Source organism: Actinomadura scrupuli (assembly GCF_050971785.1).
GTDB lineage: Bacteria > Actinomycetota > Actinomycetes > Streptosporangiales > Streptosporangiaceae > Actinomadura_E > Actinomadura_E scrupuli.
This window is the reverse complement of sequence record NZ_JBPCCU010000002.1, coordinates 262,025-277,951: the sequence shown is the minus strand read 5'-3', so window position 1 is coordinate 277,951 and position 15,927 is coordinate 262,025. Positions and strand designations below refer to the sequence as shown.

The 15,927-nt window shown below is 72.6% G+C and carries 15 protein-coding genes; 7 read left to right on the top strand and 8 right to left on the bottom strand.

What is annotated here, in order from left to right; genetic code table 11:
- Positions 1–55: 55 nt before the first annotated feature.
- Complete coding sequence (locus ACRYCC_RS08950; RefSeq protein ID WP_433810208.1) at positions 56–751, top strand: alanyl-tRNA editing protein; 696 nt, start codon at positions 56–58, stop codon at positions 749–751.
- Between the two features lie 127 nt (positions 752–878).
- On the opposite strand, the gene ACRYCC_RS08945 is transcribed toward ACRYCC_RS08950, so the two are convergent.
- A complete protein-coding gene (locus ACRYCC_RS08945; RefSeq protein WP_433810207.1) occupies positions 879–1,868 on the bottom strand; it encodes an asparaginase in 990 nt (329 codons plus the stop codon).
- A gap of 75 nt (positions 1,869–1,943) precedes the next feature.
- On the opposite strand from ACRYCC_RS08945, the gene ygfZ reads away from it, so the two are divergent.
- Together ygfZ and ACRYCC_RS08935 are read left to right on the top strand one after the other, a co-directional pair.
- Positions 1,944–2,954, top strand: a complete 1,011-nt coding sequence (gene ygfZ / locus ACRYCC_RS08940; RefSeq protein ID WP_433810205.1) for a CAF17-like 4Fe-4S cluster assembly/insertion protein YgfZ — start codon at positions 1,944–1,946, stop codon at positions 2,952–2,954.
- Between the two features lie 161 nt (positions 2,955–3,115).
- Positions 3,116–3,919, top strand: a complete 804-nt coding sequence (locus tag ACRYCC_RS08935) for a hypothetical protein (protein WP_433810204.1) — start codon at positions 3,116–3,118, stop codon at positions 3,917–3,919.
- Positions 3,920–4,026: 107 nt separating this feature from the next.
- On the opposite strand, the gene dtd is transcribed toward ACRYCC_RS08935, so the two are convergent.
- From dtd to ACRYCC_RS08920, 3 genes are all read right to left on the bottom strand, one after another.
- On the bottom strand, positions 4,027–4,452 hold the full coding sequence (gene dtd / locus ACRYCC_RS08930; protein WP_433810202.1) for a D-aminoacyl-tRNA deacylase: 426 nt from the start codon (positions 4,450–4,452) through the stop codon (positions 4,027–4,029).
- A gap of 148 nt (positions 4,453–4,600) precedes the next feature.
- Positions 4,601–5,014, bottom strand: a complete 414-nt coding sequence (locus tag ACRYCC_RS08925) for a Fur family transcriptional regulator (RefSeq protein WP_433810200.1) — start codon at positions 5,012–5,014, stop codon at positions 4,601–4,603.
- A 411-nt stretch (positions 5,015–5,425) separates the two neighbouring features.
- Positions 5,426–5,908 carry a heme-binding beta-barrel domain-containing protein gene (locus ACRYCC_RS08920; RefSeq protein ID WP_433810198.1) on the bottom strand — a complete coding sequence of 161 codons (483 nt, stop codon included), beginning with the start codon at positions 5,906–5,908 and terminating at the stop codon, positions 5,426–5,428.
- A gap of 330 nt (positions 5,909–6,238) precedes the next feature.
- Between ACRYCC_RS08920 and ACRYCC_RS08915 the strand changes: the two genes are divergently transcribed.
- A complete protein-coding gene (locus ACRYCC_RS08915; protein ID WP_433810197.1) occupies positions 6,239–6,907 on the top strand; it encodes a GIDE domain-containing protein in 669 nt (222 codons plus the stop codon).
- Between the two features lie 53 nt (positions 6,908–6,960).
- Complete coding sequence (locus ACRYCC_RS08910; RefSeq protein ID WP_433810195.1) at positions 6,961–7,323, top strand: DsrE family protein; 363 nt, start codon at positions 6,961–6,963, stop codon at positions 7,321–7,323.
- Between the two features lie 37 nt (positions 7,324–7,360).
- Here ACRYCC_RS08910 and ACRYCC_RS08905 read toward each other — a convergent pair whose 3' ends face one another.
- The 4 genes from ACRYCC_RS08905 to ACRYCC_RS08890 all read right to left on the bottom strand — a co-directional run bounded on the left by ACRYCC_RS08905 (position 7,361) and on the right by ACRYCC_RS08890 (position 11,572).
- On the bottom strand, positions 7,361–8,824 hold the full coding sequence (locus ACRYCC_RS08905) for a purple acid phosphatase family protein (protein ID WP_433810193.1): 1,464 nt from the start codon (positions 8,822–8,824) through the stop codon (positions 7,361–7,363).
- A 229-nt stretch (positions 8,825–9,053) separates the two neighbouring features.
- On the bottom strand, positions 9,054–9,767 hold the full coding sequence (locus ACRYCC_RS08900; RefSeq protein WP_433810192.1) for a type 1 glutamine amidotransferase: 714 nt from the start codon (positions 9,765–9,767) through the stop codon (positions 9,054–9,056).
- Positions 9,757–10,989 carry a MurT ligase domain-containing protein gene (locus ACRYCC_RS08895; RefSeq protein ID WP_433810191.1) on the bottom strand — a complete coding sequence of 411 codons (1,233 nt, stop codon included), beginning with the start codon at positions 10,987–10,989 and terminating at the stop codon, positions 9,757–9,759. The genes ACRYCC_RS08900 and ACRYCC_RS08895 overlap by 11 nt, the downstream gene beginning before the upstream one ends.
- Before the next feature lie 22 nt (positions 10,990–11,011).
- A complete protein-coding gene (locus ACRYCC_RS08890; RefSeq protein ID WP_433810189.1) occupies positions 11,012–11,572 on the bottom strand; it encodes a thermonuclease family protein in 561 nt (186 codons plus the stop codon).
- A 396-nt stretch (positions 11,573–11,968) separates the two neighbouring features.
- Here ACRYCC_RS08890 and ACRYCC_RS08885 point away from each other — a divergent pair, with 396 nt between their 5' ends.
- Entirely contained in the window at positions 11,969–14,269 is a 2,301-nt protein-coding gene (locus tag ACRYCC_RS08885; protein WP_433810187.1) for a hypothetical protein, read from the top strand.
- Between the two features lie 216 nt (positions 14,270–14,485).
- A complete protein-coding gene (locus ACRYCC_RS08880) occupies positions 14,486–15,883 on the top strand; it encodes a hypothetical protein (RefSeq protein WP_433810186.1) in 1,398 nt (465 codons plus the stop codon).
- The last annotated feature ends 44 nt before the right edge of the window (positions 15,884–15,927 follow it).

Sequence of the window (15,927 nt, the reverse complement as noted above, 5' to 3'; positions counted from 1 at the left end):
CTTTAGGGTGAAGAGTATGGGGACAGAACACCACGGACGCACGTACCGACTCGAATTGGACGACCAATCCCTCCGCGAATGGGACGCGATCGTCTTGGAGTCCGGGCCGGAGGGGATCGTCCTGGATCGGTCCGCATTCTATCCAGGTGGCGGCGGCCAGCCACCCGATCACGGAGTTCTGCTCTGGCAGGGGGTACAGACCCGGATCGCCGGTGTCCGCAAGGCCGACGACCTGGTGCTGATCCCGGCCGAGGGCGACCCGATCCCGCCGGCCGGCACCGCGGTCACCGGGGCGGTCGAGGACGCCCGCCGCAGCGCCCTGATGCGCACCCACTCCGGGCTCCACCTGCTGTGCGGCGTGGTCTTCCGCGACTACGGCTGCCTGGTCACCGGCGGCAACATGGAGCCGCTGACCGCGCGGATGGACTTCAACCTGCCCGAGGTGCCGCCGGGCTTCAAGGAGGCGGTCGAGGCGGCCTGCAACCTCGAGGTAGACGCCGACCGGCGCATCGACGTCCGCACGCTGCCGCGGAGCGAGGCCTTCGCGATCCCCGACATCATCCGCACGGCGACCAATCTGGTGCCGCCGGAGGTGCAGGAGGTACGCATCGTGGACATCGTCGGACTGGACACCCAGGCCGACGGCGGCACCCACGTCGGATCCACCAAGCAGATCGGCCGGATCAAGGTCACCAAGGTCGAGAACAAGGGCCGCGGCTTCCGCCGGGTCCGCGTCCAGATCTCCGACTGACCCCACCGCCCCGATACCCCGCCCCGCCCGATCCCCCGCGCGAGCGAGCGAACATCCACCGTGATCATGCAATCGTTCGACGAACGATTGCATGATCACGGTGGAGAGTGGGTGGTGGTGAGGGGAGTCAGGTCGCCGGGGTGGGGGCGAGGACTCCGGGGGCGAGCCGGACGGAGCCGACGATCTCGTCGCCCCCGCGCAGCGGAACGGCCGCGAGTTCGTCCAGCACCGGCCCCCCGGCCACGCCGAGGGCGCGCAGCAGCCCCACGGTCACCGGCGTACGGGCCCGCATGGCACCGTCCTCGATCTTCAGCGCGCCGGCCCGGCCGTCCGCCAGGGCGAACGCGTCGACGCCTTCGGCTCCGCACTTGAGCAGCAGGCCGGGAACCGCGTCCATCAGCCGCCGCTCCTCGCGGTCCGTGCCCGAAGTCCACTCGGGATGGGCGCGCATGGCGTCGGCGACCTTGCGTTCGGGAGTGCCCGGCTCGGCCACCCCCAGGCGGTGGAACGCGCGCGCCACGCCGTCGAGGGAGACCGCGAAGAGCGGTGCGCCGCAGCCGTCCACGCCCACCGCCGCGATCCGCTCGCCGGTCAGGTCCTCGACCACGGCCCGCACCGCCAGCTGCATCGGATGGCCGGCCGCGAGATAGGACGACTCGGCGTCCGGTCCGGCCGGCCAGCCGTTGAGCACGCAGGTGGCGAGCATCGCGGCGTGCTTGCCCGAGCAGTTCATCCGGGTCCTGCTGGGGCCTCCGCCGGCCGCGGCGAGCTCGAAGGCGGTACGGCTCTCCAGCGGCCACTGGGCCGGGCACCGCAGCGCCTCCGGGCCGAGGCCCGCACCGGCGAGGATCTTGTGGACCCCCTCGACGTGGAAGTCCTCACCGGAATGACTGGCTGCGGCCAGGGCGAGCAGCTCCCCCTCCAGCGCGAGCCCGGCGCGCACCATGGCGACCGCCTGGAGGGGCTTGTTCGCCGAGCGCGGGAAGACCGGGTCGCCTGCGGCGCCGAGCCGTACGGCCACGGAGCCGTCGGCGGCGAGCGCCGTCACCGCACCCCGATGGCGTGACTCCACGAAGCCCGAGCGCTCGACTTCCACCAGAACCGGATCGCCGCTCATCATCCCCCCTCAAGGTCATCGGCTCCCCATCCTCCTCCCTGCCCAGGGTGCTCATGCTGCGCTTAGTCTGGGGGCATGGAAAGCCCGCTGTTGCGCCTGCCCGGAGCCGTACCCGCCGATTCACCCGACCAGGCGGTCGCCGCCCACTACGGAGAGCCCTCCCAGGAGCAGCGTGCCCTGGCGGAGTCTCCCGGGTCCGCGGTCGTGGACCGCAGCAACCGCGGGGTGATCCGGGTCTCGGGCCCGGACCGGCTGCGCTGGCTGCACAGCCTGCTGAGCCAGCATCTGGAGCAACTGCCGCCCCATGAGACCACCGAGGCGCTGCTGCTCAGCCCGCACGGCCATGTCGAGCACCACCTCCAGCTGATCGACGACGGCGAGGCCGTCTGGGCGCACGTCGAGCAGGGCACCGCCGCCCCCCTGGTGGAGTTCCTCGACAAGATGCGCTTCCTGCTGCGGGTGGAGGTGGCCGACCTGACGGAGTCGTACGCGGTCGTGAGCGGCGGCGGAGACGGCGGCGGCCTCCCGGCGGGCACGCTCGCGCTGCGGGACGCGGTCGGCACCAACTGGCTGATCCCCCGCGAGCGGCTGGCCACGGTCACCGACGATCTCGGCGCCCGGCCCGCCGGGCTGTGGGCGTACGAGGCGTTGCGCATCGCGGCGCACGTGCCCCGGCTGGGCTTCGACACCGACCACAAGACCATCCCGCACGAGGCCGGGTGGATCGGTGGCGCGGTGCATCTCCACAAGGGCTGCTACCGGGGCCAGGAGACGGTGGCGAGGGTGGATAACCTGGGCCGCCCCCCGCGCCGGCTGGTCTTCCTCCACCTGGACGGAAGCGTCGACCGGCTGCCCGCCCACGGCGAGCCGGTGGAGCTGAACGGCCGCCAGGTGGGGTTCGTGGGCTCCGCCGCCCGGCACTACGAGCTCGGTCCCATCGCCCTGGCGCTGGTCAAGCGCACCGTGCCGGTCGAGGCGACCCTGATGGCCGGCGGGGTGCCCGCCGCCCAGGAGGTCGTGGTCTCGCCCGACACCGGCGCCAACGTACAGGTCAATGTCCGCAGGTTGCCCAGACAGCACGCGTAAGCTCCCACCGTTACGGGCACACGTCCCCATGACCCGCCCTTAGCCGACTCCGGTCATCCGCCCGAATGAAGATCGAAGTGGCCCCGCAAGTGAGAAGGTGGTCTCTACCGATGGTGGCAAACCAGGAGCAAGAGGTACCGTCCTCCACGCGGAAGGGGACCATGGGCACACGGGGACGGCCGACGCGCGAGCCGGCCTGGCTGTGGTGGATCCTCTTCGCCGGGCTGACCCTCGTCTCCTGGCTGGGCTGGTCCTGGCGAGGACCGCTGTTCGTCCTGGCGCTCTGGTGTCTGTACGAGTTCGTGCTGATACCGACCAAGTGCAACATCTCACCCCGCGACGGCTTCGTCTGTGCGGAGCCGGTGCGGGGCCGGCTGTTCGCCTGCAACCCCGGCCACCAGCGGTTGAAGACCGACCAGCTGTTCCGGCTGTTCCGGCTGGCCAATCCGGTCCAGCGCCCGGTCGCGCCCGACCCCAACCGGGCGACGGGCGAGATCGTGTGGGCTCCGCACATGCGCGGGCGGAAACAGGCCGCCCAGAACCCCCCGCCCGCCCAGCCCGCGCAGAGTCCACCGCCCGCCCAGGGCGCCCAGCCTCCTCAGGGCGGCCAGCCCCCGCTGATCATCCCGCCCGATCAGGGCGCCCAGCCCCCTCCGGGGGGCGCCCAGCCGCTTCCCGGTGCCGCGCAGCCCGTCGCGGGGACCGCCCAGCCCGTTCCAGGGGCCGCACAGCCCGTGCCGGGCGCTCAACCCGCCGCGGGAACCCAGCCCGTGCCGGGCGCCCAGCCCGCCGCCGGGACCCAGCCCGTCGCGGGCGCCCAGCCCGCCGCCGGTGGGCGGGCGGCACCGAGGGCACCGCAGCGGGTCCGCCGGATCCTGAGCCTGGAGGACGAGCGGATGGTGCTGCTGACCGCGGTGGCCACCCTCCTGGTCGTGATCGGCATGGCCTACGGCCTGGTGGCCTGACCGCCTTGCCTGCCGTGCCCCGCCTTACTTGCCTGCCTCGCCTCGCCTCGCCTTGCCTCGCCTCGCCTCCGCGGTGCCGGGCGCGCCGATCGGGCTCCGAGGACCGGTCAGGCTTCGAGGATGAGTGTGATGGGGCCGTCGTTGACGAGGGCGACCTTCATGTCGGCGCCGAACTCCCCGGTCTGCACCCGGGCACCGAGCCGGCCCAGCTCCGCCACCACCGCCCCGACCAGCGGCTCCGCCACCGGTCCCGGCGCGGCGTTGATCCAGCTGGGACGGCGGCCCTTGCGGGTGTCGCCGTAGAGAGTGAACTGGCTGACGACCAGCAGCGGTGCGCCGACGTCCGAGCAGGACAGCTCCCCTTCCAGGATGCGCAGCCCCCACAGCTTGGCGGCCAGCCGCGCGGCCCGTGCCGGAGTGTCGTCGTGGGTCACCCCCACCAGCGCGAGCAGACCGGTCTCGTCGATGGACCCCACGACGCGCCCCCCGACGGTGACGCTCGCCTGACTGACCCGTTGCACCACTGCGCGCATGACCACGCAGTGTGGCAGCCACCGGGTCTTCCCTGCACGGCGACCCGGCCACGCCGGCTTCCCCGGCCTGGCGGCTTCGATGGGCTGCCGGCTTCAGCGACCTGCCAAGATCAGCTAGGGATGCGGGCGTGGTCCCGGCCCGGGGCGGTCAGGAGTGGCAGCCGCGGCACAGTCCGTAGACGGTCAGGTGCTGTACGTCGGTCTCGAACCCGTGCTCGGCGCGCAGGGCCTCCACCAGCCCGTCCGCGACGTTGGGCCGGACGTCGCTGACCGCTCCGCACCCCCGGCAGACCAGATGGACATGCTCGGCGTCCACGGCGAGATGGTAGGTCGGCGGCCCGTGGCCGAGGTGGGCGTGCTTGACCAGTCCGAGCTCCTCGAGCAGCTCGAGCGTGCGGTAGACGGTGGAGATGTTGACCCCCTGGGCCGTGCGCTGCACCGCCGTGCAGATCTCCTCCGGTGTGCCGTGCTGCAGCGCGGTGACGGCTTCGAGCACGAGCTGGCGCTGCGGGGTCACCCGGTAGCCCTTGGCCCGCAACTCTTCCTGCCACGTCCCGGTCATACCGGAAGTCTATGTGGGCCTGGTCACGAAACAGAGGGCGATAAATTCGCTTGCCACCCCCGGGCGGCTCGCATAGCGTGCAAGTACGCAGGAAGGGAGGTGGTCCAACAGTATGCATAGCTCTAGGACACGCGAGGTGGCTGTCCGTTAGTCGCCGTCCCCGGCGCGGGGTTGGGTCAGGTGTGCTTCACGCCACCACCCCTTCGCCAAGCCGGCCCGGAGGGAGACCTCCGGACCCCTGACGGGGTCGCGATGGCGGCCGGCGAATACCAGGCAGACACCCGGCCCTCGGATCCGATGGACTCGTCCTGTCCGTCACCCGCCTCGGCGGAAGGATCCGGGGGCCGTTTCCATGTCCGGCCCCGCCGCCGACCGGGCACCCCGTGCCACCCGGCCTCCGGAACGTCCGGCCTATCCGACCCGTTTCAGCTGAGCGGACAGGTGCGACTGCAGCGGCTGGCCGAACGCCGCCATGTCGTAAGCCCAGCCGAGGTCCTCGCCGATCAGGCCGTACAACCGGTGGCCGGCGGTGACCTCCTTGGCCGACTCGGTGCGCGCGACCAGGTCGGTGCTCAGCTCCACCCGGGAGAAGGCGACGTCCCCCAGGTAGATCTCCGCGATCCCGGTCGGATGCGCGAGCACCACCTCGACCTTGTGGTCCGGCCGCGGCCGCCAGTAGCCGGTCTCGGTGCCCAGCGGTGCCCCGACGACGCCTTCGTCCAGCCGCCAGGTCCTGCTGGTGTAGATGAGGAACGGCTTGCCGTTGTGCGAGAAAGAGATCTCCTGGCCGAACTGGAAGCTCTCGATGGTGGGATAGCCGCCGACTCCGGCGCCTTCCCACTCTCCGAGCAGGAACTTCAGGGGCTCGAGGTCAGGATGCAGATCTGGCTCCATATCCGCCGAGACTAGCGTGCATCGGCCCCTGCGGGCGCGCGTGCCGCCCAGGTGGACCTCGCGTGGCCGTCGGCGTGGCCGTCGGCGCGGAGTGGCCGGTCAGCGGACCCGGAAGAGCCCGACGACCAGCAGCACCGCCAGCCCCGCGAGACCCGCCAGGACCAGAATGAGAGCTCCGACGTTCACAATGCCCATCACGGCCTGGAGTGTACGCCCCACGGAGCCTCCGCCACCGGTACGCTGAATGCCGCCGATGATCATTACATTTCGGTTGAACCACGAAGCCTCGGGAAACGTCTGATCTCTGTTTCCAGGCTGAGGAGGAATGCGTTGTACGCGCTCATGACGTTGCTGGCGCAGACGATCGAGGTCGGAGTCACCACGGCCGCCCGCAGCGTGTCAAAGGCGCGCACCAAACGAGCCGTACAGCGGGCCGAGCCACACACCTGCGTCGAACTGGTGGCGCTGGCCGGAGCGCCCGGCCAGGCCCCGGCGGCGGAGGTCAACGCACGGGCCGCCGGTGAGCTGGTCATCGCGCCGCTGTCCGGCGCCAAGTGCGTCTGGTACGTCGTGCGGGTGTACGAACGCTTCTACGCCTGGCGGCCGGGCCCGCTCGGACCGGCCAAGGTGGAGCGGCAGATCATGGTGGCCGAGCGGTCGGCCGGCCGGCTGCTGATCCGGGACGCCACCGGTGAGGTGCGGGTCGACCCGGCCGGGGCCGCCCTCGAGCTCGGCACGACCTCCTACAGCGGCTTCGAGGGCCGGACCGGCGACGGCGCCCTGCTGGACCGGGTGGGCCGGCTGCTGGGCGGCCCGTTGCGAGCCCGCCACCAGGCCATGACGATCGGCTTCCTGGTCGAGGAATGGGTCGTCCGCGAGGGCGAAGAGATCCACGTCGTCGGGCAGCCCCGTACCGAGGCGGGCGAGGTGGTGCTCGGCAAGCCGGCGCTGCGCCCCTTCGTCGTCGGCAAGAGCACCCGGGCTCCGGTCACGGCCTGAGAGCCGGCACCGCCATGGGTGTCCGGGCGATCAGGAACGGCTAATGTTCGGATATGGCTCGATCACTGGTGATCAAGGCGACGGCGGGCGCTGACGGCGCGGAGCGATGCAACCAGGCCTTCACGGTCGCGGCGGCGGGGGTGGCGAGCGGACTGAAGGTCTCGCTCTGGCTGACCGGAGAGGCCGCCTGGTACGGCCTGCCCGGCCGGGCGAACGACTTCGACCTGCCGCACGCGACCCCGCTCCAGGACCTGCTCGGCATCGTGCTGGCCGGTGGCCAGGTGACGGTGTGCACGCAGTGCGCGGCCCGGCGGGACATCGGCGCCGAGGACGTGATCGAAGGCGTCCGGATCGCGGGTGCGCCCACCTTCGTGGAGGAGATCTCCCTGGAAGGCGCCCAGGCCCTGGTGTACTGACCGCCGGCGACTGCGGGCCCGCCGCAGGGCGGCGTGATCATGCCGTGGCGGCGGTGAGGCCGGACAGGTCCCGGGCGACAACGCTGTTGCGGTCCGCGATGCGCGCGCCGAAGGAGAGCTGCGGCCACAGTCCGCCGAGCTCCTGGCGGGTGCGCTCGCTCCATTCCCTGGCCAGGTCCGAGCGGGTCTTGTAGTAGTTGAGCGCGTAGCCGCCGGTGTGGATCCTGAGCAGGCTGAATCCGCCCGGGTACTCCTTGACCGCGCTGACCTCCTGCTGGGTCACCCCCGGCGCGGGCGCGAACACCGAACGCCGGTTGCGGTGGGTGTGACCGGCGTGGTGCAGGAAGACGCCCGGGGTCCTGGCGTACGTGCCGAGGATCGTCAGTGCCTGCCCGGCCTCGATCGACTGCCCTCCGGAGGCCGCGAGCGGCGAGGCCTCCACGAACAGCGGGTGGTGGCCGAACACGATCGTCGGCTGATCCCGGTGGGCCTTCAGATCGGCCTGGAACCAGGCGAGCTGCTCCCCGGACAGGCCGCCCGCGTCACCGCCGGCACCGGGCTTGTCGTAGGTGTCGAGACCGATGACGTGCAGGCCGCGCAGGTCCCGCGAGAAGTAGGTCGGGCCGCCGCCGTCGAAGAAGCCGTCGCGGAAGCAGTCGTTGCCCTGCCACTGCCCGGTGCCGCACGAGGCGTAGGGATCGCCCGCGTGCGCACGGTCGTGATTGCCCCGGGCGACGAAGTAGTCCTCCCGGTAGCGCCCGAAGCGGTCCAGGAGGGCCTTGGCGCGGCCGACGTCGCCCGGAGCCGCCTCACTGGACACGTCGCCCGCCGCGAGCAGGTACGTCGCGCCGCGCCGGTGCGCGTCGTCGACGAGGGCCGTCGCCATGATCTCGGGGTAGGGCGGGCGGCCGGGGACCTGGGAGATGCCCTTGATGCCGGGCAGCCCGCCCACCAGCCCGGCGACCGTCTCGCCCAGGTGCAGGTCGTTGCAGAGCGCGACGGAGAACAGGAAGCGGCCCGGCGGCGGCTGCGGGGTGGTGAAGGCGAACGTGCACGGCCCGGACAACGCGCCCGCGGCGTCGCCCCCGGCGATGAACGTCGCGGCGGCCGCCCTCCCCCGCGAGCGGGCCTGGTAGTAGTACCGCCGGCCGGGCTCCAGCCCGGTGAGCTCCACGTGGTGATAGGGCGTGCCGGACCCGCCGGTCACCCGCCGGTTCAGCCGGGACGGGTGCGTGCCGTAGACGACCTCGCCGTCGGCGGGGGCGGGCAGCATGCGGCCCAGCCCGTCGTCGGTGCCCGGGACACCGGTGAACCAGGTGAGGACGGCGGTGGTCTCGGTGAGCGTGACCAGTTCGAGGTCGACCGGTGCCACGGCGTCGGGACCCGCCGCGCGGGCGGCGGCATAGCTCCGGTCGGGGTCGGCCAGCGGTACGAGGGAGGCGGCCGCGACGATCGCGCTCCAGCGAAGCAGCTCACGGCGGCCGGGCCTGCAACAGATCATGCACGGAAGTTAGATCTTCGCGGTGAACACGAACAGTCCTGCCGCTTGCCCACATCCGGCCGATCGGGGCCCAGCGCGTGCTGTTGTCATTGCCGTGACCACCGGTACGCGGCCGGCCGCGCATGGATGGTCACGGCAAACGTGTCCACCGGTACGGGCGGGCCGCGCATGGGTGGTCACGGCAAACGGGTCCACAGGGAACGGGGACCCGGCGGCATGGCGCGGGCGGCTACGCGGGCAGCACGGCCCGGAGGCGTTCCTCGCGGAGCTTGCCGGCCCAGGAGTCGTCGATCGGCTGGAGCTCGCGCCCGACGGCCCAGCGCAGCAGCAGATCGGCCAGGCCCGGGTTGCGGACCAGCGCCGGACCGTGCATGTAGGTGCCGACGATGTGGTCCTTGTACGCGCCCTCGTAGCCGTCTCCGTTGCCGAGGCCGAGCACGGTCTTGGCCAGCGGCTGGACCCCCGGGCCGAGCCGGGTGACGCCCTGGTGGTTCTCGAAGCCGGTGATGCGCGGCACCCTGAGCTCCGGGGACACGTCACCGACGATCTCGCCGACGGCGCGCTTCTCCCCCCGCCCGCTGCGGATGTCGAGCAGGCCGAGGCCCTCGACGGGCTGGCCCTCCTCGCCGCCGAACTCGGTGCCGAGAAGCTGGTAACCGGCGCACACGGCGAAGATGACCGAGCCGTACTGGGCGGCCCGCGCCAGCCCGCCGTCGGCGCGCAGCCGCTGAGCCGCCAGGATCTGCGGCCGGTCCTCGCCGCCGCCGAGCAGGTAGATGTCACCGTCCACCGGCACCGCCTCGTCGGAGCGCACGTGGACGGTCCGGGTGGAGATGCCGCGCAGCGCGGCGCGACGCTCGAGGACGATGCAGTTGCCCTGGTCACCGTAGGTGCTGAGCAGGTCGGGGTAGACCCAGACGATCTTTATGCGGTCAGAGGGCACGGCCGTACCTCGTTCGGATGTTCTGGAAGGCGGTGTAGTTGGCGATCACGTCGAGCTTGCCCGGAGGCACGGCCATGACCGCCTGCTCGATGTCCTCGATGAGGGTGAAGGGGATCTCGGCGGCCTCCAGCCGGGCGGCCAGGTCGATCCGGCGCTCTCCGGTGACCCAGACCGGGCGGCCCTTGAGGATCCGGTAGTCCACGTCCCACAGCCAGGAGGTGTCGCGGCCGTCGGGACCCTGCGCGTTGATGGACAGCACCAGCGGGCCCGGCGCGGGCTCGAGCACGTCGAAGGCCTCCAGCCAGCCCGCCGGGTTCTTGGCCAGCAGCAGCCTGATGTCCCGGCCCTCGTGCTGCACGGTGGTGTAGCGGCCGGCCACCGACGCCACCTTGCCGAGCAGCGGCATGGCCACCTCCGGCTCGACGCCGAACTGCGCCACCACCGCCAGCGCCATCGCCCCGTTGGAGCGGTTGGCGCGCCCGGGCAGCTGCAGGGCCAGGTCGTACACCCGGCCGCCGGGTGCCGTCACCCGGTTGCCGTGCAGGATCCAGTCGGGCTTGGGCCGGGCGAAGGTGCACTGCCGGCAGGCCCAGTTGGCGCCCTCGCGGTCCAGCGGGCCGCCGCACTCGGGGCAGCACCATGAGTCCTCGCGCCAGTGCTGGCCGACGGCCACCCAGGTGACCCGCTTGGCGGTCTGCGCGCCCCAGGTGACGAGCGGGTCGTCGCAGTTGGCGATCACATGGGTGTCGGCCCCGTCCAGCGCCTTGCGCCACTTGCCGGCCAGCTGCCAGATCTCCCCGGCGCGGTCCATCTGGTCGCGGCTGAGGTTCATCAGCAGCACGACGTTGGCCCCGGTCTCCTTGAGCACCATGGGCACGTACTTCTCGTCGCACTCGAGCACGCCGTATCTGGCGTCCGGGGCGGCGGCCAGCGCGGAGACGTGGCCGGTCGGCATGTTCGCGCCGAAGGCGTTGGTCGCCACCTCGCCGAGCCCGCTCATCGCCGAGGCGATGAGCCGGGTCGTGGTCGTCTTGCCGTTGGTGGCGCTGACGAGCACCAGCTTGCGGTCGTGGGCCAGGCGGGTCAGCAGCTCCGGGTCGAGCTTGAGCCCGATCCTGCCCCCGATCACCGAACCGTCTCCCCGGCCGGCCAGCCGGGACATCTTCGAAGCGGTGCGGCCGAGCGCCACAGCGAGCTGGGCACGCAGCGGAAGGTCGCTCATGCTCTCCCTGATCTCTTCCTGGTCAGCCTGGGACGTCCGGGGAAACCCACCCGGACGGCGTTCCCGCCAGCCTAGTGCTGCGCAGCGCATCATTTGCTGTGATTCGAGGCGGGTCGGCCTGCGACGGGACGCGGCCCGCACCGACTTCCCATCGACCGATTTGCCGGTTTGGCCGGTCAACGTCCCCGGCCGGCCACCGACACGCGGACCACAGACCGGAACGTGCCTGGTGAGCGGCGGATTCCGCGGCACGGAAGAGCCCGATGAAGCGGTCGTTGGGTGGCACCGCCATCGCCCGCGCATAGCCGCCGCGGATCAGCGCCTCGTTCACGAAAAGCCCACCGGAGGTCCACGCGTAGCGCAGTTCCCGGCCGTACGGGTCCCGCCGGCGGCGGTCGGGAGTGACCTTGAGCACACTGCCGGGAGGCGCAAGCCGGCGCAGGGCGGCGGTCGCGGCGGTGCCGAAGCACTCGCCGGGCAGGACGGATCCGCGATGACGTATCTCGGGCGCGTCGACCCCGATCAGGCGCACCCGGAGCCGTTGTCCTGCCATCCTGGTGACGAGGGTGTCCCCGTCGACCACTCGGACGACCTCGGCCCGTACGCCTTCGGGCAGCTGAGACGGAGATTGTCCGCAGCCCGCGGACGACACGACGACGAGCGGAAGTGCGAGGTATCTCACTCCTCGAGCCTCACATCGGCCACCGACAATCCCGGTGGAACCACGGCGCTGTCGCCTGTTCTTCAGCGCGGAGGGGTGGAGGCGAGGCAAGATCGGATATCGGACATTGGTGTCGGACAACGCGGATCGCCCAACAAGGGTCCCCGCCGAGGCAGTACTTTTGTCGGAAACTAGCGATGTATGTGAGGTCTGAGAGCGATGCAGTGCTGGACGTGCGGCCAGAACACGCCTGGGACGCTGTCCAGCTGCGTGCACTGCGATGCACCCCTCCAACAGCCACCCGCGTCGCAGGACCGAATGCCGGGGTCAGCGCAGCAGGGACCTTCCGCGCCGGGGTCCCTGCCGCCTGACCACTCCGCTTCCCCGCCTTCTTCACCGCAGGCCGACTCCTGGGCCCGGCACGACGCGCCGGGCGGCGCACCCGAGCCCTGGCCCGCGGCCTCCCCCGGTGCGCCGCAGCCCTGGCCCTCCGCCACCGACGCCACCGCCCCGGCCGGTTCGTCGCCCTCCCAGGCGGGCCAGTCCTGGCCGGCCTCCGCCTCCGGGTCCGCCCAGCCGGACAACGGCTACTCCGCGTTCCCGTCCTCGTCTCCACTCACCGCCGAGCCCTGGCCGCCGGAGCCGTGGAAGCCCGAGCCGGACCAGCAGTCGTGGACGCCCGAGCCGCAGCAGCAGACCGGGCAGCCCCCGGCGCCCGCGCCGCTCGACCCGCTCTCGGCGCCGTTGGCGTCGCTGTCCGACCCGCGCGCCCAGGAGCCCGCAACCGACGGCTCGCACTCCTGGTCCCCGGCGCCTTCCGAGCCGTTGTCCGCGCCGGTCCAGTCCCCCGACTCGTGGACCCCCTCCGGCGGCACCGGGCCGCTCTCCCCGCCGTTGCAGCCGGGCTCCGAGCCGTGGCCGCCCGAGCCCTGGAAACCCGAGCCGGAGCCCTGGAACCCCGAGCCCCGGCCGGCCCCCCAGCCCGGCCCGTCCGCCGACTTCGGCCAGCCGTCCTCCGACTTCGGGCCGCCGTCCCCCGGTTTCGGCTCGGCGCCCTCCGACTTCGGGCCGACGTCTCCCGACTTCAGGTCCACGTCGTCCGACTTCGGCTCGGCACCCTCGGAGTTCGGACCGGCGCCGGGGCCCTCGGACTTCGGCCAGGCGCCGGGGCAGGGTTCCCTGCACCAGCAGTCCTGGTTCGCGCAGGCCGCCAAGCCCGCCGACACGGCGCTGTCCAACGGCGCTCCCCCGCAGGGCACGCCACCCGGCGGGACGCCGTACGACACCGGGCAGCCGGAGACGGCTTACAACGGTCACGGCGCACCCGTCGCGCCGCCCGACCAGTGGAACGCCCAGGAGCCGGCTCAGCCCGCCCAGCAGTCGTTCGATCCCGAGTCGACCGCCGCGTGGTCGCTGGCCGAGGAGACCCCTTCCGGCCCCTATGCCAGGCCTCCCGAGCCGGCCGCCGAGCCGACCGTACGGGACGCCTGGTCCACGCAGGAGGAGGCTCCCCAGGGCGGCGAATCGATCGTGCCGGATTCGTGGTTCGCCGGTCCCCGGGCCGCCGATCCCCGTACGGAGGCTCAGGGCCCGGCGGTGTGGACTCCCCCGCCGGGAGACTCCGAAGCGACCATGCAGGTGCCCTGGAACGCCCAGTCCCAGGCGCCGCCCGCCGGGCCCCAGCAGTTCGGGCCACCGCCCGGGCAGCAGCAGTTCGGACCCCCCGGGCCGCAGCAGTTCAGCGGACCGGGTCAGGGCGCCCAGCAGTTCGGCGCGCCGGATCAGGGCACGCAGCAGTTCGGTCCGCCCCCTGGCGGCCAGCAGCAGTTCGGCTCTGGACCCGCAGGGCCGGGCTGGAGCCCGGAGCCGCAGAACGGCTGGGCGGGCGGGCCCGGCCGCAACGAGACGGCCCTGTTGCCGGATCCCGGACCCGGCGGCGGTCTGCCACCGGCCTATCAGGTGACGCATCTGGGCACCGGACCCGGCATACCGGACGCCCACCATCCGCCGAAGCGGAGCGAGGCGAGCCGTTCGCTCATCATCGCGGTGACCGCGCTGGTGGTCGCGGCACTGGCGGCCGTGGCGTTCGTCATGTGGCCGGACGGCGGTTCCAAGACCACCACCACCTCATCGCCGGCGGCGGTGAAGAAGACCTCCAAGGGCTCGTCCGCCGGGGCGCACCAGCAGGCGGTCGCGGTGAACGCCATCCTCAACGCCAGCGGCACGAGCCGGGGCGAGCTCGGCCGGGCCCTGGCCTCGGCGCGCAAGTGCGACGGGCTCGGCAGCGCCATCGCCGGGATGCAGAACGTCGCCCAGCAGCGCCAGACGCAGATCAGCCAGACCAGGGCGCTGAAAGTCGACGGGCTGGCGAACGGCGCGCGGATCCGGTCGACCCTCGCCAAGGCGATCAACTACTCGCTCGAGGTGGACAAGGCCTACCTGGCGTGGGCGCAGGCCTCCCAGAACGGCTGCCGGGGCAGGCCCAAGCCGAACGCCGACTCCAGGCGGGGTGCCCGGCTGTCCGCCCAGGCCAGTGCCGCCAAGCAGCAGTTCGCCGGGCTGTGGGCGCCGGTGGCGCAGAAGGAGGGCCTGCCCCGCCGCGGGCCGACCTCGTTCTGACCCATCCTGGTCGCCGGCGGTCCTCACGTCCGATCTGAGCGGACCGCTGTCCGATCCGGGCGTTACAGTGGCACCAGTCGGTCCGACAGCGAGGGCTTCCAGATGCGGTGTCCGGTATGCCGCAGCGACACGACCCCGACGATGTCGAGGTGCGCGCGCTGCAACGCCCCCCTGACCGATGCGCCGACGGTCGAGGTTCCCACGACCGACGCGCCCGTGACCGATGCGCCGACGAATGACGCGCTGACGGTCGAGGTTCCGACGGCCGAAGCGCCGACGATCTCGGCTGCGACGTCCGAGGGTGCCCAGACCCGGCGGGCCGAGCCCTGGGACTCCGAGGTGCTCCGCCGTGAGCCCTGGCCTCCCGAACCATGGCAGCCCGAGCCGGCACCGGCCGACCACGCACCCACCGAACACGCACCCACCGAGCGGGCACCCTTCGAGCCGTGGCGGCCCCTGCCGGCCTCGCCCGGCGGCGACCAGACCGCCACGAGCAGCGACCCGACCTCACTGGACGCCGGACCGGAAACGTCCTCGGCCGATCCGGGCCAAGCCCAGACCTGGCAGTCGAAGCCCTGGGAGCCCGCACCCTGGCAGCCCGAGCCCACCGCGCTGGACGCTGGGCAGGAGACCCCCGACGCCGATCCGGGCCAGGCGCAGACCTGGCAGTCGAAGCCCTGGGAGCCCGCACCCTGGCAGCCCGAGCCCACCGCGCTGGACGCTGGGCAGGAGGCCCCCGACGCCGATCCGGGCCAGGCCCGGACGTGGCAGCCCGACCCCTGGCCGCCGGAGTCGCCCGACCCGGGGACGACGCCGTGGGAGCCGGGAACGCTGGGCACCGAGCCGATGCCGTCGGACCAGCCGTGGCGGCTCGACCCCGCCGTCGCGGCCGCGGCGGCACGGTCGCCGGGTGCCGCGCCCGCGTACGTACCGCCCCGTGGCCTCGAGCCGCCGGCCCCCTGGCGGCCGCCGCCCAGGCCGAAGCGGCGGTTCACGCCGCTGCTCCTGGCGGCTGCGGCGATCGTGCTGGTCGCCGCGGTGGTCGCGATCGGGATCGCCTTCTGGCCGACGGGCGGTTCCACGCCGCAGGGCGCGGTCTCCCCGCAGGCGGGCGGCACCGCCCCCACCTCCGCCGGCACCGTCACCCCCTCGCCGGAGGCCGCCCCGGACGGCAGCGCCCAGGCGGCCGAGGTGAACTCGGTGCTGGACGACATGGCCGCCAGCCGCTCGGAGCTCGGCGGCGCCATGTCGGACGCGGCGAGCTGTTCCGCGCTGCCCGACGCCCTCCCGACCATCCAGAAGGTCGTCGGAGAACGCGAGCGGCAACTGGCCAAGGCCAAGAGCCTGGAGGTCGGCGCGCTCGAGTCGGGAGACCGGCTCAAGGACGCGCTGACCCGGGCGCTGCAGGCCTCGCTGGACGCCGACCGCGCCTACCTGAAATGGGCCACTAACGCGCAGGGCTGCTCGGGTGACACCCCCGTCGACTCCGACCTCGAGCGGGGCGACGACATCTCGGCCGACCGGGCCAGCCCGGCCAAGCGGGAGTTCCTCGCCCTGTGGGCGCCGATCGCCCGCAAGGAGGGACAGCCGGCCCGCGACCGGGACCACATCTAACCCGGCACCCTTCCGTGATCATGCAATCAATCGTCGATTGATTG